At 62.6% G+C, this 22,394-nt stretch carries 13 protein-coding genes; 10 read left to right on the top strand and 3 right to left on the bottom strand.

The features are described from left to right. The first annotated feature begins 194 nt into the window (after positions 1 to 194). The 8 genes from AC3YUO_RS09435 (at position 195) to AC3YUO_RS09400 (ending at position 16,391) form a co-directional block, all read left to right on the top strand. Complete coding sequence (locus tag AC3YUO_RS09435; protein ID WP_489962784.1) at positions 195 to 7,850, top strand: amino acid adenylation domain-containing protein; 7,656 nt, start codon at positions 195 to 197, stop codon at positions 7,848 to 7,850. Further along, the gene (locus AC3YUO_RS09430; RefSeq protein WP_489962783.1) at positions 7,847 to 9,724 is read left to right on the top strand and encodes a histidine kinase N-terminal 7TM domain-containing protein; all 1,878 of its coding nucleotides are present in this window, start codon (positions 7,847 to 7,849) and stop codon (positions 9,722 to 9,724) included. Before AC3YUO_RS09435 ends, AC3YUO_RS09430 begins: the two co-directional genes overlap by 4 nt. A gap of 15 nt (positions 9,725 to 9,739) precedes the next feature. After that, positions 9,740 to 11,275, top strand: a complete 1,536-nt coding sequence (locus AC3YUO_RS09425) for an HD domain-containing phosphohydrolase (protein WP_489962782.1) — start codon at positions 9,740 to 9,742, stop codon at positions 11,273 to 11,275. Positions 11,276 to 11,296: 21 nt separating this feature from the next. Continuing rightward, a complete protein-coding gene (locus AC3YUO_RS09420; protein ID WP_489962781.1) occupies positions 11,297 to 12,973 on the top strand; it encodes an AMP-dependent synthetase/ligase in 1,677 nt (558 codons plus the stop codon). Between the two features lie 6 nt (positions 12,974 to 12,979). Further along, entirely contained in the window at positions 12,980 to 13,210 is a 231-nt protein-coding gene (locus AC3YUO_RS09415; protein WP_489962780.1) for an acyl carrier protein, read from the top strand. Positions 13,211 to 13,212: 2 nt separating this feature from the next. Beyond that, entirely contained in the window at positions 13,213 to 13,767 is a 555-nt protein-coding gene (locus tag AC3YUO_RS09410; RefSeq protein ID WP_489962779.1) for a 4'-phosphopantetheinyl transferase family protein, read from the top strand. A 415-nt stretch (positions 13,768 to 14,182) separates the two neighbouring features. Beyond that, the gene (locus AC3YUO_RS09405; RefSeq protein ID WP_489962823.1) at positions 14,183 to 15,697 is read left to right on the top strand and encodes a DUF1538 domain-containing protein; all 1,515 of its coding nucleotides are present in this window, start codon (positions 14,183 to 14,185) and stop codon (positions 15,695 to 15,697) included. Between the two features lie 16 nt (positions 15,698 to 15,713). After that, a complete protein-coding gene (locus AC3YUO_RS09400; protein ID WP_489962778.1) occupies positions 15,714 to 16,391 on the top strand; it encodes a hypothetical protein in 678 nt (225 codons plus the stop codon). A 62-nt stretch (positions 16,392 to 16,453) separates the two neighbouring features. On the opposite strand, the gene AC3YUO_RS09395 is transcribed toward AC3YUO_RS09400, so the two are convergent. Further along, complete coding sequence (locus AC3YUO_RS09395; protein ID WP_489962777.1) at positions 16,454 to 18,907, bottom strand: ATP-dependent Clp protease ATP-binding subunit; 2,454 nt, start codon at positions 18,905 to 18,907, stop codon at positions 16,454 to 16,456. A gap of 119 nt (positions 18,908 to 19,026) precedes the next feature. On the opposite strand from AC3YUO_RS09395, the gene fdxA reads away from it, so the two are divergent. Next, positions 19,027 to 19,197 carry a 4Fe-4S ferredoxin gene (gene fdxA, locus AC3YUO_RS09390; RefSeq protein WP_158579230.1) on the top strand — a complete coding sequence of 57 codons (171 nt, stop codon included), beginning with the start codon at positions 19,027 to 19,029 and terminating at the stop codon, positions 19,195 to 19,197. A gap of 158 nt (positions 19,198 to 19,355) precedes the next feature. Beyond that, positions 19,356 to 20,078, top strand: coding sequence for a PAQR family membrane homeostasis protein TrhA (gene trhA, locus AC3YUO_RS09385; protein WP_489962776.1), 723 nt, complete (start codon positions 19,356 to 19,358; stop codon positions 20,076 to 20,078). Between the two features lie 46 nt (positions 20,079 to 20,124). Here the strand turns inward: trhA and AC3YUO_RS09380 are convergent, their stop codons facing one another. Together AC3YUO_RS09380 and AC3YUO_RS09375 are read right to left on the bottom strand one after the other, a co-directional pair. Then, positions 20,125 to 21,519 carry an MATE family efflux transporter gene (locus AC3YUO_RS09380; protein WP_489962775.1) on the bottom strand — a complete coding sequence of 465 codons (1,395 nt, stop codon included), beginning with the start codon at positions 21,517 to 21,519 and terminating at the stop codon, positions 20,125 to 20,127. Positions 21,520 to 21,680: 161 nt separating this feature from the next. Beyond that, positions 21,681 to 22,343, bottom strand: a complete 663-nt coding sequence (locus AC3YUO_RS09375) for a single-stranded DNA-binding protein (protein WP_489962774.1) — start codon at positions 22,341 to 22,343, stop codon at positions 21,681 to 21,683. Positions 22,344 to 22,394 lie beyond the last annotated feature (51 nt).

The following is a 22,394-nucleotide window of genomic DNA, read 5'->3' as shown; positions in this document are numbered from 1 at the left end:
GTCCACACCTGTGTGGACGGGTTTTTTATTGCCCGACTTGGCTTTCCATGGTTGGATAAATTTACCTGATAAAATCTGTTACGGTTCGACAAAAAACTTTCATTTTGGCCCTGTTCTCCCTTGCTTTTTTTCCTGGAAAACGGTATAAATAGAGGTGGTGTGGTTGCACCGTTTTTGGAAGGGTGGTTGTCTACTTGGGTTATGTAACCGAATCTCACAATCTGTTTCCCCTCTCCCTGAGCCAGAACAATATCTGGGATGTGGAGCGGGCCTGCCCTGGTACCTCCATCAATAACATCTGCACCACCCTTCATATTCAGGGACGGGTGGATTTTCCCGCCCTTCAGCGCAGCGTGGACTTTGTTCTGGCCGCCGACGGCTCGCTGCGCACTCGTTTTATTCTTCAGGATCAGACTCCCATGCAGTATCAGGCCCCCTTTCAGCGGGAACAGGTACCCATCTATGACTTTTCCCAGACCAGTCAGGAGGGTATTCACCGCTGGGAGGAGGCCTTTACCCGTGAGGTCATGCCGCTGCTGGACGCTCCCCTGTACCGCTTTGTGCTGCTGCGCACCGGGGAGAATACCGGCGGACTGGTGGTAAAGCTGCACCACCTCATCTCCGACGGCTGGACCCAGGCCCTGGTATGCAACCGCATCGGACAGGTCTATCTGCACCTGCTGGCCGGGCGGGAGCCCCATCTGGACCCCATCCCCAGCTATGAGAACCACATTGAGGAAGAAAAGCGCTACCTCGCCTCCCCTGCCTTCAATCGGGACGAGGCTTACTGGAAGAAAGTGCTGGAGCAGTCCGGCGAGGCCACCATGCTCAAGTCCGTGCGGGGAGCCGCCGTCAGTCCGGTGGGCCATCGGCTCTCCTTTCAGCTGCCCCAGGACCTGAACAACGACATCTATTCCTTCTGCATGAGCCGCCGGGTGGCTCCCTTTTCTGTCTTCTACATGGCGCTGGCCATCTACTTCAAGCGCATCGGCGGAGCCGACCGCTTTACCATCGGCGTTCCCATTTTTAACCGCATGAACTTTGCCGCCAAGCAGACCAGCGGCATGTTTGTCAGCACCCTGCCCTTTTACAGCCAGATCTCCGGGGACTGGACGCTGAACGAATTCAACGACCAGCTCAACGAGAACTGGTTCAATATGCTGCGCCATCAGCGCTATCCCTTTGATAAGATTATGCAGCTGGCGGGCGATCAGGAGCGGCTGTTTCACATCGCCTTCTCCTACCAGAACACCCAGCTGCTGGAGAGCCCCGACGCCTTTGTCCGCTTCACCGGCCGCTGGCACTACAGCGGCTATCAGCTGGAGCAGCTGTGCATCCACCTGAGCAATCTGGAGGACAACCGCCGCTATTCGGTGGACTACGACTATCTGGCCCAGCTCTTTTCTCCCCGGGAGATCGAAACCCTTCACACCTGCCTGGTGAACATCCTGCGGGAGGCCCTGGCCGCCCCTGACCGGCCCATCTGCCAGCTGGCGGTGCTGGGCCCCGGGGAGCGGGAGCGGGTGGTCTATACCTTCAACCGCTCCGCCCGTCCCATCTACGAGCCCGACCTCTACCGCCGCTTTGAGCGCTGGGTGCGCACCAACTCCGGCCGTGCCGCCCTCATCTGCCGTGGTCAGCGGATCACCTACCGTCAGCTGGAGGAGCAGGCTGCCCGGGTGCACGCCGCCCTCCTGCGGCTGGGTGTCACGCCCGGCACTTTGGCCGCCGTTCTTCTTCCCCGGGATGTCCCCCTGTTTGCCGCCATGATGGGTATTCTCCGCAGCGGCGGGGCCTTCCTGCTGCTCCCCGCCACTCTGCCGGAGCACCGGATTCGTGAGATCCTCACCCAGAGCGGCGCCGCCGCCCTCATCTCTACCCGGCCGCTGGCCGCCCCCTACGGAGACCTGCTGCCCCTGGTGGACGCGGAGGACCTGCCCGGTCCCACCGACTGTCCCCCCGTGGAGACCCAGGCCAATGAGCTGGCCTACGTGGTATATACCTCCGGTTCCACCGGCACCCCCAAGGGGGTGGAGGTGGGCCGGCGCTCCCTGCTCAACCTGGCCCTGGCTATGGAACCCATTTACAGCGAGGGGGCCGTGCTGTCGGTATGCAGCGTAGGCTTTGACGCCTTTCTTCTTGAGAGCGCCGCCGCCCTGCTGGATGGGCGGACCATTGTGCTGCCCTCCGACGAGGAGCTGGAGTCCCCCCGGCGTCTGGCCGGTCTCATCACCGGCTACGGCGTGGGCTTTCTGTCTCTCACCCCCTCCCGCCTGTCTGCCTTCCGGAAGGACCCGGACTTTCAAAAGGCCCTGGCCCGGCTGGAGAGCATCGTCTGCGGCGGGGAAGCCTTCCCCAGCGACCTGCTCCAGCGGCTGCAGCTGGACACCCAGGCCCGGATTTACAACCAATACGGCCCCTCGGAGGCCACGGTGGCGGTGAGTGTCAAGCTGCTCAACGGCTCGGACACCATCACCGCCGGCGCTCCCATGGCCAACTGCAAGCTGTACGTACTGGACAACTGGGGCAATCCCCTGCCCATCGGCGTGTACGGCCGTCTGTACGTGGGCGGCGTATGCGTGGGCCTGGGCTACCGCAATGCTCCCGAGCTGACCGAGGAGCGCTTTTCCCAAAATCCCTTTGAGCTGGGCGACCGGCTCTATGACACCGGCGACATTGCCTGCTGGACCCCCGAGGGAGAAATTGTGCTGGCCGGCCGCTCCGACCGGCAGGTGAAGCTGCGCGGGCTGCGCATTGAGCCCCAGGAGGTCTCCGCCTGTCTCACCCGCCACCCCATGGTGCGCCAGGCGGTGGCCGCGGTGCAGCAGCACGGGGGCCAGGATGTGCTGGTGGCCTTCTACACCGCCGACGGCCCCGTGACCGAGGGGGAGCTGCTGGCCCTGTGCGCCTCCTACCTCCCCCACTACATGATTCCCTCCGCCATTCTCCCCCTGGAGGAGCTGCCCCTGTCCCCCAGCGGCAAGGTGAACGAAGCGCTGCTCCCTGTCCCCGACCTGGCGGCTCCCTCCGGCTCTCTGCCGGAGACCCCCGCCCAGGAGCAGGTGCTGTCCATCCTGCGCCGGGTGCTAGGCCGCCCCGACTTGGGGGTGGACAGCGACTACTTCCTCTTCGGGGGCAACTCCCTCAACGCCATGGAGGCCCTCAGCGAGCTGGCCCAGGCCACCGGGCGCTCCCTGCGCATTGCCGACCTCTACGCCTGCCGCACCCCCCGGCGTCTGGCCGGGCTGCTGGGGCAGGATGGAGCGGAGACCCTCCGCCCCGTCCAGCATCTGCGTCCCGCTCCTCCCCAGGAGCGCTGGCCTCTTACGCCCATTCAGCAGGGCATCTATGTCCAGTCCCACCTGGACCCCACCGGCCGCACCTACCACATGGCCGGTGCCTTCCGCCTGTCTGCGGCCCCCGACCGTTCCCGGCTGGAGGCGGCCTTCCGGGCCGTTATCGCCCAGGAGCCTCTGCTGCGCACTGCCTTCGCCCCGGAGGAGGACGGCATCTTTGCCCGAGTACAGGATCAGGTGGACTTTGCCCTCACGCCCTGCTCCGGTGCCTCCCTGGACGAGGCCGCCCAGCCCCTGCTGGCTCCCTTTGACCTGTCCCGGCCGCCCCTGATGCGGGCGGGCCTGTGGCAGGAGGAGGAGGGCTCCTGGGTGCTGCTTCTGAACATCCACCACATCATCGGAGACGGTCTCACCACCCCGGTGCTGCTCGCCCGCCTGGACCAGTGCTATCGGGGGCAGAATCTGCCCGCCCAGAACCTCACCTACCTGGACTACGCCTGGCACCTGGCCCAGGCCCAGGGTGGGGACCAGCTGGAGTACTGGACCCGCCGGCTCGCTCCCCTGCCCGAGCCGCTGGAGCTGCCCGGGGACTTCCCCCGCTCCCGCACCGCCGACTTCCGTGGGAACACCTGCCGCCTCACCCTGAGCCGGACCCTGTCCGACGCCTGCGACACCTTCTGCGCCGCCCAGGGCGTCTCCCCCTACATGTTCTTCCTGGGCGCCTTCGGCCTGCTCCTCTCCCGCCTGTCGGGGAAGGAGGACCTGGCGGTGGGCGCCGCCGCCGCGGGCCGTCTGCTCCCCGAAACCCGCAGCATGTGCGGCCCCTTTATCAACACCCTGCCTCTGCGCCTGCGTCCGGAGGAGAACCTCACTCTCAGCGCCTACCTCCAGGCGGTGCGGGAGGAGGTCAATGGGATGCTGGATCACCAGAGCGTTGGGCTGGAGGAGATTGTCTCCGCCCTGGGGCTCAAGCGCACCCTCTCCCAGAGCCCCCTGTTCCAGGTCATCTTCTCCCAGCGCCCCGTGGACGCCGCCTCCTTCACCCTGGACGGCGCTCCCCTGGAGTACCTGCCCCTGCACACCGGCACCGCCCGGATGGATCTGTGGGTGGAACTCTGCCGGGAGGAGGACTGCTACGCCTTCCAGGTGGAGTACGCCACGCAGCTTTTCCTGGACGAGACCGTCCGCTACTACACCCGCTGTCTGGAGGCCCTGGCCGCCAGCATGGTGCGGCTGGGGGGCGAAGCGCCCCTGGCCGACTTGAACGCCCTGTCTCCCCGGGACCGGGCGGAGCTGCTGGACATTCCCCAGAATACCGTGGCGCCCTTCCTGAACCTCCCCATTCCCGTCCAGTTTGCCCGGCATCTGGCCCTGGACCCCGACGCCCCGGCGGTAATCTTCCACGGGGAGACCACCACCCGGCAGCAGCTGGACCGGCGGGCCTGCCAGCTGGCCAATCTGCTCACCAGGGCGGGAGCCGCTGCCGGCACCCGGGTGGGCATCGCCCTGAGCCGGAATGTGGACCTGGTGGCCGCCGTGCTGGCCATCTGGAAGATTGGTGCAGCCTACTCCCCCCTGCTGGCCCACTACCCCAAGGCGCGGCTGGAGTACATGGTGGAAATTGCGGGCATGACCCACGTGCTCTGCGACCGCCGCACGGCGGAGCAGCTGCCCGACGGCCTGCCCTGCACCCTGGTGCCCACCTGGGAGGAGGCGGAGGACGAGTTCCAGGCCGTCCCCCTGAAGGAGACCGACCTGGCCGAGGTGCTCTTTACCTCCGGCTCCACCGGACGGCCCAAGGGGGTCATGCTGGCCTGGCGCTCCCTGGCCAATATGGCCGTTGGCTTCCGGGATATTCTCAAGCGCTCCGACGGCCCCATTCTCTGCACCACCAACGTGGTCTTTGACATGTTCAACGGCGAGGTGGTCATCCCTCTGTCCATGGGTAAGACCATCGTCATGGCCGACGAGGAGGAGATGATGCTCCCCTGGAAGCTGGCCGAGCTCATTGAGCGGGACGGCGTGCGCATCACCCAGTCTACCCCCTCCCGGGTGCAGATGTGGCTGTCCAACGAGGCCTTCTGTCAGGCCGCACCCAACCTGGACATGATGATCTACGGGGGCGAGGTGCTCACCGAGGTGCTGCTGCGCAAGGCCCAGACCGCCTCCCAGGAGGCCATTCAGATCAACATGTACGGCCCCACCGAGTGTACCGTCTACAACACCACCCGCCAGGCCGACTACCGCGGCCACATCAACGTGGGCTGGCCCATGCAGAATAACCGGGTCTACATTCTGGACGAGGCCCACCGCCCGGTGCTGCCCACCGCCGTGGGCGATCTGTACCTGGCCGGCGAGTGTGTGGGTGGGGGCTACATCTCCCGGCCCGATCTCACCGAGAACGCTTTCCTCCCCGACCCCTTCTTCCCCGGCGAGCGGATGTACCGCACCGGAGACGTGGCCCGGCTGCGTCTGGACGGCTCCTACGACTTCCTGGGCCGCCGGGACGCCCAGGTGAAGCTCAACGGCCAGCGGGTGGAGCTGGACGAAATCAACGGCGCCCTGGTCACCCAGGGCTGCGCCCTCCAGGCCGCCACCGTACCCGTGCGCCGGGAGGACGGCTCCATGGAGCTGTTTACCTACTACATTCCCGCCCCCGAGCCCTTGGAGGAGCACGCCATCCGCCAGCGCCTGATGGAGGTGCTGCCCGCCTACATGGTGCCCTCCCACCTGGAGGCGCTGGACGCCATGCCCTGCACCCCTACGGGAAAAATCTGCCTGCGGGAGCTGAAAGCCCGCGCCCAGGCGGAGGGCGGCGTGGCCCCCGACACCTTCGGGGCCAGCGAGGCTCCCGCCGCCCAGGTGGAACCGCCTGTCCAGGCTGTGTCTGTCAAAGCAACCACCGAGCCGGAACCTGCCCCCATTGTGGAGGAGGTCCCAGCGGAAGCCACCTCTTCCCCTGTGGAGGAGGTACCTCAGGCCCCTGTTTTCACGGAAACTGCTCCCCAGGAACCCCTTGCGGAGCCTGCACCCCAGGCCGCACCGCCGGTCATGGCCCAGCCCGCCGCTGAGCCCTCCCGCGCGGAAGCACCGTCTGGGGAGGCAGGGCCCGCTCCCGGCAGCGTGGATTGGATTCTGGCCCTGTGGCAGCGGGTGCTCCGCCGTCAGGATGTGGCGTCCGACCGCTCCTTCTTTGAACAGGGCGGCACCTCTCTGGCCGCCCTCAGTGTTCTGAGCCACTACAATAACCACCGTCTCACCCTGTCCCTGGCCCAGTTCTACGACCATCCCACTGCGGAGGGACAGGCCCGGCTGCTGTGTCCCCAGGCCGCGGAGCAGCCCCCGGCGGAGGCCCTGCCTACCGCCCGTACCATTCTCTCCCAACCCGTCCGGCAGGAGAAGTCCTACCCCCGCCAGGTGCCCGCTCTCCCCGCCCGCAGCGGACGGCGGGGCATGAAGACCGTGCTGCTCACCGGGGCCACCGGATTCCTTGGGGTGCATATTCTCCAGGCCCTGCTTGAGGAGGGCACGGACAAGGTGCTGTGTCTGCTCCGCGACGGAGACGCCCGGCGGCTGGAGGACACCCTGTCCTGGTACTTTGGCGGCGGCTGCGCCGCCTCCCTGATGGAGCAGGTGGAGGTCCTGAAGGGCGATGTGGCCCGGCCCGGCCTCGGCCTGTCTCCCCTGGACTATCAGGCATTGTCCGGCCGGATTGACGCCGTGTGGCACTGCGCCGCCGACGTGCGCCACTACGCCGCCGACAGCGAGCGGCTGCTCCAGACCAATCTGGAGGGCACCCGTGAGGTCATCAAGCTCTGCCGGGCGGCCAATGCCCCTCTCTATCACATGTCCACCACCAGCGTCTCCGGCGACCGGCTGGCCGGCCGGGAGGAGCGGGCCGTGTTTACCGAGCACGACTTTGACATCGGCCAGGACTGGCGGCGCAACCTCTATGTGCGCAGCAAGTTCCTGGCGGAGGATGCCGTCTTCGAGGCGGTCCGGGACGGCCTCACCGCCCGGGTCTTCCGGCTTGGACGGTTGGTCGGCCGGGCCAGCGACGGCACCTTCCAGAAAAATGCCTCCACCAACGCCTTCTGGCTCACCCTGCGGGGTGTCCACGCGTTGGGTATTCTCCCTGCCTCCATGGCTCAGCTGCCCCTGGAGCTCACCCCCATCGACTGGTGCGCCCGGGCGGCGGTGGCCCTGCGCAATTCTCACCTCACCGCCTGTCACCTCCAGGGCCCCAACCCGCCCACGCTGGAGGCGGTGTGCCGGGCGGTGGTGCCCCAGCTGCGGATTGTCTCCGACCAGGAGGCCGCTGACATCGTCGCCCGTGCCCCGGTGGACACCAAGGGCGACCTGCTGGCCCCGCTGCTGGACCTGTGGAACCGCCTGCAGGAGGCTCCCACCACCATCACAGTGGACAGCCGCCTGACCTTGGAGCAGCTGGAAAAAGCAGGCTTCCGGGACCCTGTCCCCGGACCGGAGCGGTTGCTGCGCGCCTTCCGGTTCCCCGCAGAGGAGTGCTTCTGTGAGAGGGGGGCTTCCCGTTGATTTCCGACACCACTACCGTTATTTTTATCATCCTTCTGCTTCTGATTGCCCTGTTTTTCCTATGGAGTTTTCAAAAGCGGCAGCGGCTTCATTTGCTGCACAAGCTGTATCTGGCCCTGACCGGGACGTACAGCATCTGGCTGCTGGCCCTGCTGGGGATGAAGTTCACTCCCCCCGACCGGCTGGATATCCTGTTTGTCTTTGACTGCATTACCCAGATCGGTCCCTTTACCTCAGTCATCTACCTGTGTATCGCCATGGTGTTTGTGGAGGGCTGGCAAAAGCTGCCCCGGTGGACCTGGTACTTATACGTCATCCCCGTCATCTGCTGTCTGGTATGCGCCACCAACCCCCTGCACCATCTGCAGTACCGCACCTTTTCCATCGTAAAAAGCGAAGTGGTGTTTGGCCCCTTTGTGATGGTTGCCGGCGCCTACTACTACCTCTGTCTGATGACCAGCCTGGCTCTGATGATTCGCTTTTCCATGCAGAACCGGAGTAATCTTTATCTGAAGCAGGCCGTTTTGTTCTCCATCGGCGGCATCTGCCCCCTGGCCGTCAGCATTCTGGCCACCTTCTCCAGCCTGAACCTGTCCATCGCCGCCACTGCCATGGGCTATCTGCCCACTCTGGCCTGCAACGGCCTGGCCATCTATCAGCTCCATCTGTTGGACATTGTTCCCGTGGCTACCCAGCAGGTGCTGGACCTGATCTCCGACTGCTACCTGATTCTCAGTGACAAGGGCCTGGTGATCAGCTACAACCGCCCCTTCGCCTCTGTCTTCGCCTCCCGTTACGGCATCACGGAGAACCGGTACCTGAAAAACTGCCTCAAGGAAGAGGATGTCTCCAAAAAGACTGCCATCTACAACATGATTACCGCAGTGGATGCCTGCCGGGAATCCCAGTCCACCATCTCCTATGAGCAGGCGGCTACCATCTCCCGGGCCGGCGTAGTTCAGAAAAATTACTACGTCACCGACGTGTCCCCGCTGATTCTCAACGAAAAAATTGTGGGCTTCGTGATTATCTTCAAGGACATCACCCAGCTGAAACGCAGTATGCAGCAGCTCCAGGACAGCCAGAGCCGCATGATGGAGCAGGAGCGCTTCGCCTTCCTGGGCCAGATGATGGGCGGGCTGGCCCACAACCTGAAGACCCCCATTATGAGTGTCTCCGGCTGTGTGGCTGCCACCGACGGCCTCATCGACGAATGCCTCAGCAGTCTGGACGACCCCGCCGTCACCCAGGACGATTACCGGGAGATTTACGGCGAGATGCGGGATTGGCTGCAGAAAATCCAGGAGTCCACTGCCTACATGTCCGATATCATCTCCGCCATCAAGGGCCAGGCCACCAGCGTAAGCACCTTTGACGAGTCAGTCTTCACGCTGGAAGAGCTCATCAAGCGCACCACCCTGCTCATGCGCCACGAGCTGGTCAGCGGCGGCTGCACCCTGGTGGCCGAGTACAAGGGCACCCAGGACATCACCCTCCACGGCGACATCAACAACTTGGTCCAGGTCCTGGGCAATCTGGTGTCCAACGCCATCTACGCCCAGCGTCAGGTGGGCGGCGGCTGCATCACCGTGGGGCTGGAGCAGGAGGGCGACGAGGCCAAAATTTACGTCAAGGACACCGGCCCCGGCATTTCCGATTCGGTGCGCCAGCGGCTGTTCCGCGAGATGGTAACCAGCAAGGGCACTCAGGGCAGCGGCCTTGGCCTTTACATTTCCAACGCCGTGGTACACGGCAAATTCAACGGCACCATGTGGTGCGAGGATAACCCGGATGGAGGCGCCATCTTTGGTCTGACCATTCCTCTCTCCACCCGACTCCGGGACCCGGACAGCTCCGGATCCCCCGCAACTTGAACGAGGTGACTGGCTGTGAGACAAAACAGACAACAAAACAATGAAGCAGCATTTTCCATTCTCACACTGGACGATGATCCCATTATGACCTCCACCGTCCAGGCCTATTTCCAACGTTCCGGTTACCGGGTGGATGTGGAAAACGACCCCAATCGTGCCATCGAGCGAATCCGGAACGGTCACTATGACATTCTGCTGCTGGACTTCCTCATGACCCCCATCTGCGGCGACCAGGTGGTGGCCCAGGTGCGCCAGTTCAACCAGGATATCTTCATCATCCTCCTCACCGGTCACAAGAGCATGGCTCCCCCCATCAAGACCATCCGTGCACTGGACATTCAGGGCTACTACGAGAAGAGTGACCGCTTTGACCAGCTGGAACTGCTGGTGGAGTCCTGCGCCAAGTCCATCCGGCAGATGCGCACCATCCGCAGCTACAAGGACGGTCTGGCCACCATTATGGACTCACTGCCCCAAATCTACGACCTCCAGTCCGTGGACAACATGGCCGACGGCATTCTGCGCACGGTCATGTCCCTGATTCCCTGCACCAGTGTCATGCTCACCCTGGACATCAACAGCTCCAGAGAGTCGGAGGAGCCCCGGGAGCCCCGCTTTATTTCCCGTGCCGTGGGCGAAAACTTCTCCGCCCTGGTCCCGGCTCAGGCCAAGGCCCTGCTCCACAGTCTGGAGGGCAAGTCCTCTCTGGCGGAGGACACCCGGCTCCTGCTCCCCCTGCTGGACAACAGCGGAACGCCGGTGGGCCTCTTGTCTCTGGATTTGAAGGCCCCGCCCAAATATGACCAGATTCAGCTGATGGAGGTGCTGGCCCGCCAGGCCTCCTCCGCCCTGTGCAACGCCCACCTTCACACCCTGGTGCAGGAGAAAAATGTCCAGCTGGACCAGGCGTACAGCAAGCTGAAGGACGGCTATCTGGAGATGATCAGCGCCATCCGGCGCATCGTGGACGCCAAGGACATCTACACCCGGGGCCACTCGGACCGAGTCTCCCGCTACGCCGTCCTCATCGCCCGCAAAATGGGCCGGGATCGTCGCTACTGCGAGCAGATCCGGATTGCCGGACTGTTCCACGACGTGGGCAAGCTGTCCATTCCCGATGAGATTCTGCGCAAAAATGCCCGCCTGACCGACGAGGAATATGAGGTCATCAAGACCCACTCCCGCAACGGCGCGGACATCCTTTCCCACATCACCCAGTTCCACGCCATCCTCCCCGCCGTTCTCAGCCACCATGAGCGTTATGACGGCAAGGGCTACCCCGACGGACTTCAGGGGGAGGATATCCCGGAAATGGCCCGGATTATCGCGGCGGCGGACGCCTTTGATGCCATGACATCCAACCGGCAGTACCGCCAGAGCTTGAACTTCTCCCTCGCTGTGGAAGAGCTGCGCAACGGCCGGGGCACACAATTCGACCCCAACGTTGTGGATGTGTTCCTCCAGGTCATCCAGGAGGAGGATTTTGAGCACCACCCCCTGAACGACGTTCCTGACAGCGCTCCCTTCTCCGTCGGCTCCAACCTGACATAATCCAAGGAGGTAGACATTGCGATGCACCCCAATGAGTTTGCTCCATACAGTGCTCCCAGCTATGACACCTTCCCTGAGTTTCTCTCCGGCATCGCAGAACGCTATTCCGCGCAAACGGCCCTGACCTGGTTCAGCCGCCGGAAGGAGGCCCACAGCCTCACCTACCGCCAGCTGACCCAGCGTGTGGCCGCCCTGCGCCAGGTGCTGTGTATCCGGGGCTGCACCCAAGGTGACCATCTGGCTATCATCAGCGAAAACAGCGCCGACTGGATCACCGTCTTTCTCGCTGCCGCCTCCTGCGGCGCGGTGACCGTATGTGTGGACACGGAGCAGTCCGACGAAAGCATCCGGGATATGGTCATGCGTTCGGATTCCCGCACGCTGTTCCTCTCCCCCACCTTTCTGCCCATCTGCCTGCCTCTGCTCAACCAGGGCAAGGTGGATCACATCATCCTCATGGGCGGACTGGCCAGCGAGGAGCGAATTGAAAGTCTGGAAGACCTGATCCAGTTGGGCGGGGACCGGCTGGAGTCGGACGGTCCCGCTCCCGCCGAAGTCTCCCCCGACCGGACCGTCCAGATTGTCTTTACCTCCGGCACCACCAGTCAGTCCAAAATGGTCATGCTCAGCCAGAGGGCCATTCTGAGCAATATGTACGGCGCCAGCTCCCATGTGCAGCTGCACCGCAGCGTCTTCTGTCCCCTGCCCTTCTACCACGCCTACGGCATGAACTGCGCCGTCCTCAACAGCTTTCTCCAGGGCTGCCAGTTGTTCATCAACGGCGATTTGAAAACCGTCATGCGTGACCTCCATCTGGCCCAACCGGACACCATGTTTACCGTTCCTTTAATGGTGGAGGCCATCCACAATCAGATTTGGCTGACGGCGGAGAAGGCAGGCAAGGCCGACGCCCTGCGCAAGGCCATGAAGCTGGCCACTCTGTGCCGCCGGTTCCATCTGCCTGTGAAAATCAAAGCGCTGGGACAGCTGAAGGAGAAGGCGGTGGGCTCTCTGCGTCTTGTGATCTGCGGCGGCGCCCACCTCAGCCCCGACATCGCCCGGGAGTTTGAGCTGCTGGGTGTCCAGATGCTCCAGGGCTACGGCATTACCGAATGTGCCCCCCTCATCTCCGTCAACCGCAACTGCTGCAACCGGCTGGGCTCGGTGGGGCAGCCCCTCATCAACTGCCGGGTGGAGGTCCGGGACGGCGAGGTCTGGGCCAAGGGTCCCTCGGTGATGCAGGGCTATTACAAGGATCCGGAGCAGACCGCTCTGGCCCTTCAGGACGGCTGGTTCAACACCGGCGATCTGGGCTATCTGGACAAGGACGGCTACCTCTACCTCACCGGCCGGAAAAAGAACCTCATCGTCTTCAAAAACGGCAAAAAAATTTCCCCGGAAAAGCTGGAGGAGCTGATTGCCCCCATCCCCCTGGTCAAAGAGGTTCTGGTCAGCGGCACCGCCAACGGCGCCTCCGCCGACGATGTCAAGCTCACCGCCAGCATTTATCCCGATCCCGAACGCACCCGCGGCATGAGCTCCTACGAAATTCTGGAGCAACTGCAAAGCGCCATCGATAAAATCAACCAGGACCTGCCCACCTATCAGCAGATTCAGCTTGTGAACATCCGGGAAAAGGAATTCAGCAAGACCGGCACCAAGAAAATCAAACGCCACGGCAATCCATCCAGGGAGTGACCACCTATGCTTCAGCTCATTCAGGACATTATCTACGAGGTAACGGGAAAACAGGGCATCACCTTCGACACCGACTTCATTCAGGATCTGGCCCTCAATTCCTTTGATGTGATGAACATCATCAGCGCTTTTGAGGAACACTTTGACACCACCATCCCCACCCGTGAGGTGTGGCACCTGCACCAGGTGAAGGACGTCATCAACTACCTGGCCCAGAAGGGCTTTACGGAGCCCTGACGGTGGAGTCAAGCCAGCCTGTCGCCCTGTTCCGCGCCCCGTTTTCCGAGGACAGCCGCGACTCCCACGCGCTTTTGTACCGGGCGGCTACCCAGTACAGCGGATTGACCGCGGATGAACTGGGTCCCCTGGTCTCCGGCCCCTGGGGGAAGCCCGCCTTTTCCGGTACCCCAAGCCTGCACGCCTCCCTGTCCCACAGCGGCTCCTGGTGGGTCTGCGCCCTCTCTCCCCGGCCGGTGGGGCTGGACCTCCAGATTCACCGGGCCGACGCCCCCCTGGCCACCCTCTCCCGCCGTTTTTTTCACCCCAGGGAGGACGCCTATCTGGCCGGGCGGGATTACCGTCCCTTCTTCGATCTGTGGTGCGCCAAGGAGAGCTATGTGAAATTCACCGGTCAGGGCTTTCATCTGGATCCCTCAGAGTTCTCCGTGGTCTCGCCGGAAGGCATATTCCCCCGTTATCCCGGTGTTCATCTGCGCCTGCTCCCTGCCGACCCGGGATACAGTCTGTGCCTGTGTACCGCCTGTCCGGCCGAAGTACAGTGGAGCAAGCTTTGAGGCTGTTTCTGTTGTGTTAAAAAACACCTCCCGAATGTAAAGATTCTGCAAGTCCTCCGTCCTTTTCCGCAGGCCAGAGCGCCGCGGCAAAAGCCGGAGGGCTTTTCTTTGCCTCCTTTTTCTCGTATTTTATAACTTTTTCTCATATTTTCCGAATATTTTTTATTTATTTTTAAATTTATTTTCCATTTCAGGAATTTGACACCTCAAGCATGTTTCCTCTATAATGGGATTCAGACGCTGCAAAATCGCCGTCATTTCCACTCTGCCCCTCCCTTCCGGATGGGCGTCTGGAAAAAACGGCGATCTTCCAAATGCTCCCAACGAGCGAACAGGGCCCGGCTTTTCTTTGCCTCCGGCCCAGATTACCCAGCGGCCCTCTCTGGTGGGCCCGGAAAGGAGTCTTCCCTTGCATCTGAATCCACAGCTAAAGGAAAAAAACCGGGAGTCCCTGGCCAGTGTGCTGCCCATTACGGCCATCGTGTTTCTGCTCTCCATCACCATCGCTCCGCTGGCCCCGGGCACACTGGTGCTGTTTTTGTTCGGTGCCATCCTGCTGGTGGCCGGCATGGGCCTGTTCACCGTAGGCGTAGATATCTCCATGATCCCCATGGGAGAGGGAATGGGCGTGGAGCTCAGCCGAAGCAAGGGACCCGTTTTATTTGTCGTTGCCTATTTCCTGCTGGGCGTACTGACCACCGTGGCTGAGCCCGACCTGCAGGTTCTGGCAGAGCAGGTGCCCGCCATTGAAAACATGGTGCTCATTCTCACCGTGGCGGTGGGTGTGGGCATCTTTCTGGTGCTGGCCGCCCTGCGCATCCGCAAGGCCATCCCCCTGCGCCGTCTGCTGGTCCTTTTTTACCTGCTGGTCTTTGCCCTGGCTGCCGCCGCCCCCGGCAACTTCATTCCCGTCTCCTTTGACTCGGGAGGCGTTACCACTGGTCCGGTGACAGTGCCGTTTATTATGGCCCTGGGCCTTGGCATTGCTTCCACCCGAAGTGACGCCAACTCCGCCAGCGACAGCTTCGGTCTGGTCTCCCTGTGCTCCATCGGTCCCATCCTGTCCGTTCTGATTCTGGGGATTCTTTACCGGCCGGAGGAGGCCCTGTACTCTTCCTCCCAGCTGCCCGAGGTGGACACCACCGTGGACGCTGCCCGGTACTTCTTCTCCGCCCTGCCCCACTACTTCCGGGAGGTGGCCCTCTCCCTGCTGCCCATTGTGGTGCTGTTCTTCCTCTTTCAGCTGGTCACCCGCCGCTTTCAGGGCAACCAGGTTTTGAAGATCTGCGCGGGGCTGCTGTATACTTACCTGGGTCTGGTGCTGTTTCTCTGCGGGGTCAATGTGGGCTTTATGCCCGCCGGCCAGTTCATCGGCGCCACGGTGGCCGGCAGCAGCCAGCGCTGGCTGCTGGTCCCCATCGGCATGCTCATCGGCTATTACATCGTCAAGGCGGAGCCCGCCGTGGCCGTCCTCACCAAGCAGGTGGAGGAAGTCTCCAATGGCTCCATCTCCCACAAGTCCATGGGCCACGCCCTGTCCATCGGCGTATGTATATCGGTAGGGCTGGCCATGGTGCGGGTGCTCACCGGCCTGAACATCCTGTGGCTGCTCATCCCCGGCTATGGGGCGGCACTGATTCTCTCCTTCTTCGTGCCGTCCATCTTTACCGGTATCGCCTTCGACTCCGGCGGAGTGGCCAGCGGCCCCATGACCGCCACCTTCCTGCTCCCCTTTGCCATGGGGGCCTGTACCGCTGTGGGGGGCAATCTGATGACCGACGCCTTCGGCATCGTTGCCATGGTGGCCATGACGCCTCTGATTACCATTCAGACCATGGGCCTGGCCAGCCAGATCCGCCACAAGCTGGCCCGCCGCCGCCTGCGTTACCACATGGAGCGGGTGGAGGACATGGTCGTCTACTTTGATTGAGAAAGGAGGAACCCTTATGGCACAGTCCATGCGTTTGATTGTCTCCATTGTGGAGCGCGGCCACGGCGTGGCCATGCAGAAGCTCTATACTGCCCGCCAGGTGTTCCTCCACCTCCAGTGTGCCGGACGGGGCACGGCCACCTCGGAGATTATGGATATTCTGGGTCTGGGCTCCAGCGAAAAGGACGTGGTCCTCTCCTTTGCCCCCGCCCCCACCTGCCGGGCGCTGCTGCAGGAGCTGGACAGCGACCTGCGGAGCCGCACCGGAACCGCAGGCATTGTATTTTCCCTGCCCGTCAGCGCCCTGAACAACTTAGCCGCCGCCCTGGTGCTCTTCAAGGCGGAGGAATCCAAGCGAACCGGAGGAGATGAAACGATGAACCACAACGAGGAAAACACGCTCATTCTGGTGGCCTGCAGTCGGGGCCACACCGACGAGGTCATGGCCACCGCCAAGGCCCAGGGTGCCCGGGGCGGCACGGTCATCAAGGCCCGTCTGTCCGGGCTGGAGGAGCTGGAGCAGGCCTACGATCTGGCTGACCTCACCGCCGAGCGGGAAATTGTGGCCATCGTGGTGCCTGTCCACCTGCGCGCCCCCATTCTGGAGGCCATCAACACCGCCCACGGCCTGCGCAGCCCCGCCCAGTCGGTGCTGTGCGCCCTACCCATTGAGAATATTGTGCGTCTGGGATGACAGCTTTTTTCTGCCTAGCAAAGACCGGGCCCCACAGAGCTCTGTGGGGCCCGGTCTTCTCGTTATTCCGGCTCCGCAGCCGGACGGGCGGGCCGCACCTGGACACGCCCCTCCTCGGCAGTGACCTGCAGCGTATCCCCCTGCTTCAGTTCCCCCGCCAGCAGCAGATCCGCCGTCCGGTCCTCCACCTGAGCCGCAATGGCCCGGCGCAGGGGACGGGCACCGTATTCCCGGTCGCTGCCCTGACCGGCCAGAAGGGCCACCGCCTCGTCCGTCGCCTCCAGCTTTACGCCCAGCCGCGCCATACGGCGGCCGCTCTCCTCCAGCAGCTGCCGGGTAATGGACTCCAGCGTGCTTTGCCCCAGAGGGTGAAACACCAGCATGGCGTCCAGTCGGTTGATGAATTCCGGCGCAAAGGCCCGCCTGGCATCTCCCAGCACCTCCCGCTCCAGACCTTCCCGCTCCACGGCCGCGTCCCCTGATGCAAAGCCCAACTTCTTTCCCTGGGCAAACCGCCCCGCTCCCAGGTTGGAGGTCATGACCAGGACGGTGTTGCGGAAGTCTGTTTTCCGGCCCTGGGCGTCGGTGAGCACGCCCTCCTCCATCACCTGGAGGAGGATGGACCAGATATCCCGGTGGGCCTTCTCCAGCTCGTCCAGCAGCACCACCGACCAGGGGCAGCGCCGCACACGCTCGGTGAGCTGACCGCCCTCCTCATGGCCCACATAGCCCGGAGGGGAACCGATGAGCCGGGAGACGGTATGGGCCTCCATATACTCCGACATGTCAAAACGCAGCAGGGCCTCCTCACTGCCGAAAAGGGCGGCGGCCAGGCTGCGGCACAGCTGGGTCTTGCCCACGCCGCTGGGGCCCAGCAACAGAAAGCTGCCCACCGGACGCCGGGGGTCCTTCAGGCCCAGACGGCTGCGGCGGATGGCCTTCACCACCGTCTCCACCGCCCGGTCCTGTCCCAGCAGGCTTCTGTGCAGGGTCTCCTCCAATCCCGCCAGGGCCTTGCGGTCCGCCTCATCCGGGTCGGTGACGGGTACCCCCGTCCACTGGGTGAGCACCGCCCGGATGTGGCTCTCCTCCACCTGGCAGGGCTGGCAGCTGCTGATCCACTGCTTTTTACCCTCCTCCAGCTGGCGGCGGAAGCTGCTCTCTGCGTCCCGGAGCATGGCGGCCTTCTCAAAATTCTGGCCCCGGATGGCCTGCTGCATCTGCTGTCCCGCCTGGCAGGCCCGGCTCTCCAGCTCCTTCAGCTCCGGGGGCAGCGCCCGCCCTGTCAGCCGGGCCCGGGACGCCGCCTCGTCCACCAGGTCAATGGCCTTGTCGGGGAGAAAGCGCTGGGGCAGATAGCGGATGGACAGGTCCACCGCCGCCTCCAGGGCCCGGTCACTGATGGTCAGGTGGTGGTGACTCTCGTACCGACCCCGCAGGCCCCGCAAAATGGCCAACGTCTTGTCCCGGTCGGGCTCCCGGACGGTGACCGGCTGAAAGCGCCGCTCCAGGGCGGAGTCCTTCTCAATGTGGCGGCGGTACTCGTCCAGGGTGGTGGCGCCGATGACCTGCAGCTCTCCCCGGGCCAGGGCGGGCTTCAAAATATTGGCCGCGTCAATGGCCCCCTCGGCGCTGCCCGCCCCCACGATGGTGTGCAGCTCGTCGATAAACAAAATGATATTGCCCGCCTTGCGGACCTCGTTCAGCACGTGCTTGAGCTTCTCCTCAAACTCGCCCCGGTACTTGGTCCCCGCCACCATGGCAGACAGGTCCAGGGCACACACCCGCCGTCCCAGCAGGTGGCTGGGGGCGGTACCGTCGGCAATGGCCAGAGCCAGCCCCTCCGCCACCGCCGTTTTGCCTACGCCGGGCTCGCCCACCAGGGCGGGGTTATTTTTGGTGCGCCGGGACAGGATCTGGATGACCCGCTCCAGTTCCTCCTCCCGACCGATGACCGGGTCCAGCTTTCCTGCGGCGGCCAGCCGGGTCAGGTCCCGGGCGCACTGGTCCAGCTGGCGGGTATCGGTGGGATTGGCCCGCTGCTCCGGCTCCCTGGGTCGAAAGCGGGGCGAGTAATCCTCCCCGCCCAGAGAGGCGCTCACCATCTGGTAGAGCCCCTTGCAGTCCACCCCGCAGTCCCGCAGCAGTCGGCAGGCGCCGCTCTCCTCCGTCCCAAGCAGACCCAGCAGCAGGTGCTCGGAATTGATGGCTCGCTGACCCAGCCGGCGGCTCTCCCCCACTGCCCCCTGAATGGCCTGGCAGCAGTGAGGCGTCAGCCCCTGGTGCAGTGCGGGACAGGGAACCCCGATGCCCACCCTCTGGGCAATGGCCGCCCGCAGCACCTGGCTGCCCGCTCCCGATTTGCGCAGCGCCATAGCCGCCGGACTGTACTCCTGGCTGGCCAGTCCCAGCAGCAGATGCTCGCTGCCCACATAGCTGTGCCCCAGGCGCACGGCGTTTTCCTGGGCCAGACGGATGGCCCCCAGCGCGGTGGATGTAAAACGGCTGTCAGACATTGTGTCTTCCTCCCTACGTAAATCTTCTGTTAATCATTCCCCCTTTTGAAAAATTTAGCATTGCATTTTTGAAAAGTTGTGTTAGAATGAATATACATTCTAAGGGAGGTGTACTTATCATGGCTTATGTTATCGGTGATGCCTGCATCAGCTGTGGTTCCTGCGCGGATTCCTGCCCCGTGGGCGCTATTTCTCAGGGCGACGACCACTACGTGATCGACGCCGGCGCTTGCCTGGACTGCGGTTCCTGCGCTGGCAACTGCCCCGTGGGTGCTATTTCCCAGGGCTAATGTCAAAAAAGCAGCGCCGGGTTTTCCCGGCGTTGTTTTTTATATCCCTTAATCTAATTTTAAAAATTATATTTAGTCATTTTTTATATTGATATTTTTCGGAGACGTGGATATACTGATAGTGCAAAGAATTCTTCTCTCGGAAAGGAGTGTCTGCCATGCGTTCCGATGTTTTGACCGCCCAATCCCCCCTCTTTGAGCCAAGACCCCGGCGCCGCCGCGAGGTGCGGGATCCCTACGACGGTCTGCGCCCCTGGTCAGCCATTACCCATGGGGCAGGCGCGCTGCTGGCAGTTGCAGGCACTGCGGCTCTGCTGCTGCGGGCTGTGCAGGTGGGACATCCCGCCGATCTGCTGCCCTTTTTGATTTACGGGCTGTCTATGGTGGGTCTTTATACCGCCAGTACCCTCTACCACTGTCTGAACGTATCGGTTCCCGGGCGCATTGCCCTGCGGAAGTACGACCACTGCTCCATTTATCTGCTCATTGCCGGCAGCTATACCCCCATCTGCCTCACTGCACTGCGCGACAGCGGCGGCCCGCTTCTCCTCAGCTGCATCTGGACCCTGGCTGCTGCCGGTCTGGTGCTCACCATCGCCAAGCTGGGAATTCCCCGCTGGCTTACCAGCACCATCTACCTCATTATGGGCTGGCTGGCTATCTTCGCCATTGTTCCCCTCTACCGTGCCCTGCCCACCTCCGGTTTCGTCTGGCTCCTGGCCGGCGGACTGTCCTACACCGTGGGCGGCGTGCTCTACGCCGTCAAATGGCCCGGTCGGAACAATCCCCGGTTTGGCTGCCATGAAATCTTCCATTTATTTATCCTGTTGGGAAGCATATTCCATTTCATTCTCATGTATGAGGTGGTTGTCTTCCTGTAATCTCTCCAATAAAAAAGGACGCATCCGTATGGATGCGTCCTTTTTATTAAGCAGCCTTTTCCTCCTGCCGTTTCTTCAGCGGAAGAATTTCCCGGCGATAGACCCGGCGCAGGAACAGGATACAAAGGGTCACAGAGGCAAGCTCTGCAATGGGGAAGGCCCACCACACCGCCTGGAGATCAAAGAGGCGGGAGAGCAGGAACGCCACCGGCAGCAGTACCACCAGCTGACGAATAACCGAAACAAGCAAAGAGAGCACTCCGTGGCCCAGGGCCTGGAATACCGAGGAGCTGACCACACAGAAGCCGGCAAATAGGAAGCTGTACGAAATGGTGCGCAGAGCGGGCACGCCGATAGTCAGCATGTCGCCGGCAGTCTCCCCATCCGCCATAAACATGGACAGGAACACATGGGGGATCAGCTGGAAGGCCAGCAGGCCCAGCATCATGATTCCCACCGCATACATAATGCTCAGACGGATCGTCTTGGAGATGCGGTCCGGCCGTCCGGCACCGTAATTGTAGGCCACAATGGGCACCATGCCGTTATTGAGGCCGAATACCGGCATGAAGATAAAGGACTGCAGCTTGAAGTACACGCCGAAAACCGCCGTTGCGGTGGCGGTAAAGGCCAGCAGAATCTGGTTCATGCCGAATACCATGACCGAACCGATGGACTGCATGGCAATGGAGGGCACGCCCACGCTGTAAATGCCGCGAATGATGGAACCGTTGGGGCGGAATCCCCGGAACTTCAGCTGCACATCCGGGTTGCGGCACAGGTTGAAGTAGACGGACAGGCCGGCGCCGCAGATCTGGCCGATGACGGTGGCCAGGGCGGCCCCTGCCACCTCCATCCGCGGGAAGCCGAACAGGCCGAAAATCATGATGGGGTCCAGAACAATGTTGATGATGGCCCCCACCGCCTGGGTAATCATGGTGTAAAAGGTACGGCCGGTGGCCTGGAGAATCCGGTCCAGCGTGACTCCGGCAAACATGCCAACGCTTACGCCGCAAACGATGGTCAGATAGTCCTCGCCGTAATCTACAATCCGGGTGATGTCCGTCTGAATGGTATAAAACAAGCGGGAACAGGTAAAGCCCAGCACGGTAAAGACCAGGCAGCTGACAAAGGCCAGAAACAGACCGTTGACCGCAGTTCGGTTGGCCTTGACCTGGTCCTTCTGGCCCAGACTCCGGGAGAGCAGGGCATTAATGCCTACGCCGGTACCCACACCAACGGAGATCATCAGGTTCTGAACCGGGAACGCCAGGGAGACTGCATTCAGGGCATCCTCGCTGAGCTGCGCCACAAATACGCTGTCCACTACATTGTAAAGGGCCTGTACGAGCATGGAAATGACCATGGGCACGGCCATGTTGAGCAGCAGACGATTGACGGGCATGACGCCCATTTTATTCTCATTTGCAGGTGTTTCCACCGTAATTTCCTCCCAACCTCTCATTTTTCTCTCTTTTCAAGCAAGAATAGATTATAGTGGAATCCATTTTTAATGTCAACGCTGCCCAGGGAAAAAATTGTATCACCACAGCACAAAGCCGGAATTGCCGCCTCTTCGGCAGCAATTCCGGCTTGTTTCTCTCAGGTTCGCACCAGCTCCGCGGGATGGACCATTTCCTCCCGGCCCCAGCCCTCACCGCTCTCCAGCGACATGACGGACACCTCAAAGGCTGTGCGGGACTCCTGTCTCCCCTCCACCACTTTTGTGTACTCCCGGCTCTGGAGCCGTCCGGACAGCTGGAGCCGGTCACCCACTCCCATGGCCCCACAGCGCCGGGCCAGGCTGCCCCAGGTAATGCAGGGCAGGTAATCCGCCCGGCCGTACCGGCGGTTCACCGCCAGAATCATATCGCAGATGGTTCTCCCCAGAGGCGTCACTCGCAGGCTGGGCTCCTTGCACAGCGTCCCCGTCAGCTCCAGCTGGTTCTCATCCTCCGCCCACTCCCGCCTCAGCTCCCGGGCAAAGACGTTGATCACCAGCCGGCTGCCCGTTCCGCTTCGATTGTTGAAGGTGCGCACCTCCCCCAGCACGGTCACCTCCTCCCCTGCGCCCAGACCGGGACACTGCTCCAGCAGAGCCCGGGGAGCCACGGCATACACCCGGTCCTCCGCCCCGGACAGGCGTGTCACACACAGGGGAAAACGGTAAAACTCCACGTCGTGGTTCACGTGGGAAAATACAGGGCTCTCCTCAAGCCGGCCGTGCAGGCGGATGCGGTTGAGGTCGGCGGAGCTTTGTCTCATGGAACATCACACTCCCAAAATCGTTGGTTCCTCCCATCTATATGCTCCAGC

Source organism: Pseudoflavonifractor sp. HNCC25GI2, assembly GCF_058136395.1.
Note: the sequence above shows the minus strand (reverse complement) of the source record. Positions and strands in the feature narration are given on the sequence as shown.